Raw genomic sequence first — 6,694 nt, forward strand, 5'->3', positions numbered from 1 at the left:
TGCTCAATGTAATCCAGTGTATACGGACGCAGCGGGTGACGGGCCAGTTGAGCGGTTTCCCAGGCACCCAAGTCACTGAAGATTTTTTTCTTCAGCTCCAGGCTTTTCTTTTCCAGTTGCTGGATTTCTTTCTCCAGATCGACGCCTGACTCACCACCGTGACGAGAAACATCACGAAGTGCTTCGATTTTGGCTTCAAGTTCGGCAATAGGTTTTTCAAATTCCAAAAAATTTAGGCTCATCTAGGGATCCTTTTCTACTCGACTCTTTCTGCTTCAGAATCGAATTTTAGTTAAATTCGAGTTCTACCTGGCTTTTGCCAAGTAACTGTTTTAATTCATCTAGCAATGTATCTGATGGCGTAATGCGCCATTCGGTACCCAGCGTCAAACGCGCCCGGGCATCGGCCTTTTGATAGTATACATTGACTGGGACAGTGCCTGCCCGGTGAGGCTCCAGGATCTGACTAAAGCGCTCAAAAAACTGATCGTCAATCTGCTTTGCATTGATCGATACGGACAAGGCACGAGCGTACTTTTCACGTGCGGCACCGAGATCCATAACCTCGCGCGCCGACATTTTAAGACCGCCATTGAAATCATCAAAGCTGACCTGTCCGGAAACGACCAAAATTCTATCTTTTTCCAGCAGCTCTGCATACCTTTCCAACGCATCAGAGAACAGCATCACTTCCATACGACCACTGCGGTCATCCAGGGTCATGATGCCAATTCGCGTACCGCGTTTCGTCGTCATCACTCGGGCCGCAATGACCAGCCCGGCCACGGTAACGCTTTGATCGCGCCGGGTCGGAGTGGCGTCTTTTAGTCGACAACTGGTGTACTTACCGAGTTCCTTGATATAGGCGTTAATTGGGTGCCCGGTCAAATACAGGCCCAGTGTATCACGCTCACCTTCCAGCCAAACTTTTTCCGGCCAAGGTGGCACTTTGGTGTACTTGTGCTCGACTTCTTCCGGTGCGTCGGTCAAAACACCGAACATATCGGTCTGACCAAAAGCCTCTGCCTGATGGTGCTGGCTGGCCGCTTTCACCGCATCATCCAGTGACGCCATCATCGCAGCACGGTGAGGGCCAAGGCGATCGAGGGCTCCGGCATAAATCAGTTTTTCTATCACTCGTTTATTGACTTTCTTCAGGTCGATGCGAGCACAGAAATCGAACAAATCTTTGAAATAGCCATCTTTGTTGCGCGCTTCAAGTATCGCTTCAATCGGACCTTCACCAACGCCCTTGATAGCCCCGATGCCGTAAACGATCGCGCCCGTTTCATCAACGTTAAACCGATACAGACCCGCGTTGATGTCCGGTGGCAGCACTTTTAGCTTCATGCGGATACATTCGTCAATCAGGCCAACCACTTTTTCGGTATTATCCATATCGGCCGTCATGACCGCCGCCATGAACTCGGCAGGATAATGCGCTTTGAGCCATAAGGTCTGGTACGACACCAAAGCATAGGCGGCGGAGTGCGATTTGTTAAAGCCGTAACCTGCAAATTTCTCTACTAGGTCAAAGATTTTCATCGCCAGTTCACCGTCGATGCCATTATTTTCGGCCCCTTCCTGGAACACCGCGCGCTGCTTGGCCATCTCCTCCGGTTTCTTTTTACCCATCGCACGGCGCAGCATGTCGGCGCCACCCAAGGTGTAACCGGCCAGCACCTGAGCGATCTGCATCACCTGCTCCTGATAGAGAATGATGCCGTAGGTTGGCTCCAGAATTTCTTTTAATGACTCATGTTGCCATTTTTCATCCGGATAGGAGATCGCTTCCCGGCCGTGCTTACGGTCGATAAAGTTATCCACCATACCAGACTGCAGCGGCCCCGGACGAAACAGGGCCACCAAAGCAATGATGTCTTCAAAACAGTCCGGTTGTAGACGTTTGATCAGCTCTTTCATCCCGCGAGATTCGAGCTGGAAAACCGCGGTGGTTTCGGAGTTTTGCAGCATCCGGAATGATGCCTCATCCACCAGTGGAATCGATTCGATCCGCACCGGTTCACGCCCTTCACTCTCCAGACGCGGGTTGATCAGGCCCAGCGCCCAGTCGATGATGGTCAAGGTTCTCAGGCCAAGAAAGTCAAACTTCACCAGCCCTGCCGTTTCGACATCGTTCTTATCAAACTGAGTCACCGGGAAGTGCCCTTCTGCATCTGCATAAATGGGCGCAAAGTCGGTGATGGTGGTCGGAGAGATCACCACGCCCCCGGCGTGTTTACCCGCGTTACGGGTACACCCTTCCAGGATCCGGCATTTGTCGATCAGTTCTTTAACTTCTTCATCGGCGTCGTACAGTTCCTGTAACGCCGGTTCCGCTTTGAACGCTTTCTCAAGCGTCATGCCCGGATCCGGTGGCACCAGTTTGGAAATCCGGTCAACAAAGCCAAAGGGATGTCCCAGCACCCGGCCAACGTCGCGAATGACCGCTTTGGCCGCCATGGTACCAAAAGTAATGATCTGAGATACCGCATCCCGGCCGTACATCTCGGCAACGTGATCAATTACCTTGTCCCGCTTGTCCATACAGAAGTCGACGTCGAAATCGGGCATCGACACCCGCTCCGGGTTAAGGAATCGTTCGAACAGCAGATCATATTCCAGCGGATCGAGATCGGTGATTTTCAGGGCATACGCCACCAGTGAGCCGGCGCCGGATCCCCGCCCGGGTCCTACCGGAATGTCATTGTCCTTCGACCACTGGATAAACTCCATTACGATCAGGAAGTAACCAGGAAATCCCATCTGGTTGATCACGTCCAGCTCAATCTGTAGGCGCTCGTCGTAAGCAGGACGTTGTTCTGCACGCACTTGCTCGTCAGGGAAAAGGAACTCAAGGCGCTCTTCCAGCCCCTCACGAGACTTCATTACCAGGAAGTCAGTCTCCGCCATCCCTTCGGTCGGGAACGCGGGCAGGAAATATTCGCCAAGCCGCACGGTCACATTACAACGTTTGGCAATTTCTACCGAGTTCTCCAGCGCTTCCGGAATGTCGGCAAACAGAGCGCACATTTCCTCTTCACTGCGCAGGTATTGCTGCGGACTGTAATTCTTCGGCCGGCGCGGATCTTCCAGAGTGTATCCATCATGAATTGCCACACGAATCTCATGCGCTTCGAACAGCTCCTGATCAAGGATCACCACATCGTTCGTCGCCACTACAGGCAATTCTGCCTGCTGTGCCAGCTCAAGAGCAAAATGCAGATAGCTCTCTTCGTCGGGGCGTCCGGTACGGGTCAGTTCAAGGTAAAACCGCTCAGGGAAATACTGCTGATAAAACGCCACGCAACGCTCAACCTGCGCCGTATTGCCTTTCAGCAACGCTCTGCCGACCTCACCGCTCTTACCGCCGGAAAGCAGGATCAGCCCCTCGGCGTGCTCTGCCAGCCACTCTTTATCGATCACCGGTTGATGTTGAATGTGACCACGTAAGTAGGCTTTCGAGATCAGCAGTGTCAGATTTTTATAGCCGACGTTGTCGGCCGCCAGCACTGTCAGACGAGTTAGATCGTCTCCAAACTCTGGCGACTGCATGGCAAAGTCAGCCCCGATGATCGGCTTGATCCCGCAGCTGTGTGCGGTGCCGTAAAACTTCACCAGACCACACAGGTTGGTAAAATCGGTGAGTGCCATCGCCGGCATGCCCATTTCGGCGACTTTTTTGACTAACGGCGGCACTTTGGACAGGCCGTCAATCATGGAGAAGTCGCTGTGAACACGCAGGTGGATAAACTTAGGGTCTGACATTAACGGTTTCCGGGGTAACTCAAATTTCCGAACATAATCAGGCTATTTTACGTGAATAGCCTGCAGAATAAAGCACTAGTCCAAGCCAAGTGCCTTTTTGACTGGCTTGAAACTCTTGCGGTGCTGATCGATCACACCGTGTTGCTCAATGGCCTCAAAATGGGCTTTGGTCGGATAGCCTTTGTGCTGGGCAAAACCGAATTGCGGATAGAGCACATCCAGCGCTTCCATTTCCTGATCACGCACCACTTTGGCAAGAATCGAGGCCGCACTGATCTCAGCAACGCGCAGGTCCCCCTTGACCACCGCCTGAGCGGCCATGGGCAACTCTGGTGTACGATTACCATCAATCAATGCCATATCCGGCTGAATCGCCAGACCAGCAATCGCGCGTTGCATCGCCACCATCGTTGCCTGGAGAATGTTCAGTTGATCGATCTCCTGCGGTGAACAGCGTCCGACTGACCATGCCAGCGCTTTTTGCTTAATTTCCGGCAATAAGGCCAGACGCTTTTTTTCTGAGAGTTTTTTGGAATCCGTCAGCCCTTCAATCGGGTTGTTCGGGTCCAGGATCACCGCCGCGGTCACCACATCTCCAACCAACGGCCCACGCCCGACTTCATCCACACCAGCAATTAGCTGGTAGCCTTGAGGGTATTCAAACGGAGGAAGCGTTTTTTTTTCTACTGCCATGGGTTACTTCTGCTTGTTAATGAGTGTCAGGACGGCATTCGCCGCTTGGGCATCCGCGTCTTTACGGATCCAGTGATGCATTTCGGTAAACTTATCCAGCATGATGCGGTTGTCGGACTCCAGTAAGGTGACCACTTCACGATAAAGGTTATCGGCGGTGCACTCCTCCTGTAGCAGTTCTTTGACCAATTCACTGTCAGAAAGAATGTTGGGCAGTGATACGTACTTGGTTTTGAGTAGCCGCTTGGCGAGAAACGCCGTCAGGGCGTTGACCCGGTACCCCACCACCATCGGACGTTTTAGTAGCATGCATTCCAGTGCAACCGTTCCGGACGCCAGCATCACCGCATCGGCCGCGGTAATCACGTTACGGGCCGTATCATCGACCAAGCGGAAATCCAACTCAGGTGCCAGCGCCTGCCACGCAGCTTCGAACTGTTCACTGCGTTTCGGATTGACCACAGCCACCACAAAACCAAGTTGCGGATACGTCTGATGTAGCTTTTTGCACGTGTCAATAAACGGCTCCGCCAGCATTTTCAGCTCGCTGCCTCGACTGCCTGGCAAGACCGCCAGCCATTTACGATCCTGATCTAGCCCCAGTAGTTCTCGGGCCGGCGCTTGCTCAGAGACCAGCGGAATCGCATCCGCCAGCGTATGGCCAATAAACTCACACGGCACACCAAACTGGTCGTAAAACGCCTTTTCGAACGGTAGGAATGCCAAGACCAGGTTAGTCGCGTCGGCTATCTTGTGAATGCGTTTTTGACGCCAGGCCCAGACTGACGGAGAGACATAGTGCACGGTTTTGATCCCGGCCTGTTTGAGATCTAGCTCAAGACGCAGGTTAAAATCCGGCGCATCAATGCCGATAAAAACATCCGGTGGATTGTCAGTGAAGTACTTCACCAGAGAAGCTTTGACGTTCAGCAAACGCGGCAAGCGCCCGAGGACTTCAACCAGTCCCATCACCGCCAACTCTTCCATATCAAACAAAGATTCGCAGCCTTGGGCGATCATTTTCGGACCGCCAATGCCGACAAACTCGGCATCCGGATAGTACTGTTTTACCGCTTTGATAAAGCCTTCACCCAACGTATCACCCGACAGCTCGCCGGCCACAATACCAATGCGTAATGGTTTGTTCATCTTCCGTTCCGTTTGTCCTGTTGTATTTTATGCCTAACGCTCAAACCTTAAGCGCTTGCCATAAAACACAAAAAGACCGCCATCGTGAAACGGCGATCTTTTGTGTGGTATCAGTATCCGATGTTAGCGGATAATGCCACGCTCAGTGTTTTCCAGCATGTCAGAGAAACGGGCCACCGACGGCCACTCTTGTGCCATCTCTTTCAGCACCGGTTTGACTTCTTCCAGCGTTTTACCTGAGCGATAGATTTCCTTGTACGCTTTCTGCAATGCACGAATTTCCGCTTTTTCAAATCCGTTGCGTTTCAGGCCAACCAGATTCAGACCAAATGGTGATGCGTGGTTCCCTTGCGCCAGTACGTAAGCCGGTACATCCTGAACCACCGCAGAACATCCACCGATGTACGCGTAGGCTCCCACGGTGCAGAACGGATGGATCGCAGACAAGGCCATGACCCCCGCGTAATCGTCGACCGTAACGTGCCCACCCAAGATCGAGTTGTTGCCGATATGAGTGTGGCTCCCGACAATAACGTCGTGCGCAATATGGGCATTAACACAAAACAGGTTGTCATCGCCGACAACCGTTTCGCCTTTGTCTTGCGCTGTTCCCCGGTGGATCTGAACACTTTCACGAATCACGTTGCGATCGCCAATGATCACTTTGGTGTCTTCGCCGCCGTATTTCTTATCCTGGTTTTCTTCGCCAATCACCGCTTGTGGGAAAATACGGTTCTCTTTGCCGATCACTGTATTGCCCTTGATCACCACATGCGACATCACTTCGGTCCCTTCACCGATCGTCACACCCGAAGTGATATAAGTAAATGGCCCGACTTTGACATTGGCGCCAATGACGGCCCCGTCTTCGACCACCGCTGCCGGGTGGATTTGAGCAGTTTCATGAATCATATCAGAACTCTCGGCGTGCACACTTCAATTCAGCAGAACAAACAACGTCACCATCAACTTTCGCAACACCGTTAAATGCAGCGATGCCACGGCGCTCTTTCACAAATTCAACTTCGATCACCAGTTGATCACCGGGTGTCACTGGCTTGCGGAACTTGGCGTTATCGACGCT

Annotated in this window: 4 protein-coding genes and 2 pseudogenes; all 6 read right to left on the minus strand. The window is 52.5% G+C overall.

Annotated features, from left to right (window positions below; all coding sequences use genetic code 11):
- Positions 1-242, minus strand: a pseudogene (locus CAG65_RS08905) (acetyl-CoA carboxylase carboxyl transferase subunit alpha); the annotation flags it as partial.
- A 46-nt stretch (positions 243-288) separates the two neighbouring features.
- Positions 289-3,768 carry a DNA polymerase III subunit alpha gene (gene dnaE / locus CAG65_RS08910; RefSeq protein WP_021705830.1) on the minus strand — a complete coding sequence of 1,160 codons (3,480 nt, stop codon included), beginning with the start codon at positions 3,766-3,768 and terminating at the stop codon, positions 289-291.
- Positions 3,769-3,843: 75 nt separating this feature from the next.
- Entirely contained in the window at positions 3,844-4,461 is a 618-nt protein-coding gene (gene rnhB, locus CAG65_RS08915) for a ribonuclease HII (protein ID WP_161453401.1), read from the minus strand.
- Between the two features lie 3 nt (positions 4,462-4,464).
- Positions 4,465-5,610 carry a lipid-A-disaccharide synthase gene (lpxB, locus tag CAG65_RS08920; protein WP_161453402.1) on the minus strand — a complete coding sequence of 382 codons (1,146 nt, stop codon included), beginning with the start codon at positions 5,608-5,610 and terminating at the stop codon, positions 4,465-4,467.
- 123 nt (positions 5,611-5,733) lie between these two features.
- The gene (gene lpxA / locus CAG65_RS08925) at positions 5,734-6,522 is read right to left on the minus strand and encodes an acyl-ACP--UDP-N-acetylglucosamine O-acyltransferase (protein WP_021705833.1); all 789 of its coding nucleotides are present in this window, start codon (positions 6,520-6,522) and stop codon (positions 5,734-5,736) included.
- A 1-nt stretch (position 6,523) separates the two neighbouring features.
- A pseudogene (locus CAG65_RS08930) lies at positions 6,524-6,694 on the minus strand (3-hydroxyacyl-ACP dehydratase FabZ); the annotation flags it as partial.

Origin of the sequence: Vibrio sp. V39_P1S14PM300, from assembly GCF_009904765.1 — a bacterium.
In the GTDB taxonomy this organism is placed as follows: Bacteria; Pseudomonadota; Gammaproteobacteria; order Enterobacterales; family Vibrionaceae; genus Vibrio; species Vibrio proteolyticus.

What these genes read in the sequence shown, in the direction of transcription:
- dnaE (WP_021705830.1), bottom strand. Translation starts at nt 3,768, where the DNA reads ATGTCAGACCCTAAGTTTATCCACCTGCGTGTTCACAGCGACTTCTCC.
- rnhB (WP_161453401.1), bottom strand. Translation starts at nt 4,461, where the DNA reads ATGGCAGTAGAAAAAAAAACGCTTCCTCCGTTTGAATACCCTCAAGGC.
- lpxB (WP_161453402.1), bottom strand. Translation starts at nt 5,610, where the DNA reads ATGAACAAACCATTACGCATTGGTATTGTGGCCGGCGAGCTGTCGGGT.
- lpxA (WP_021705833.1), bottom strand. Translation starts at nt 6,522, where the DNA reads ATGATTCATGAAACTGCTCAAATCCACCCGGCAGCGGTGGTCGAAGAC.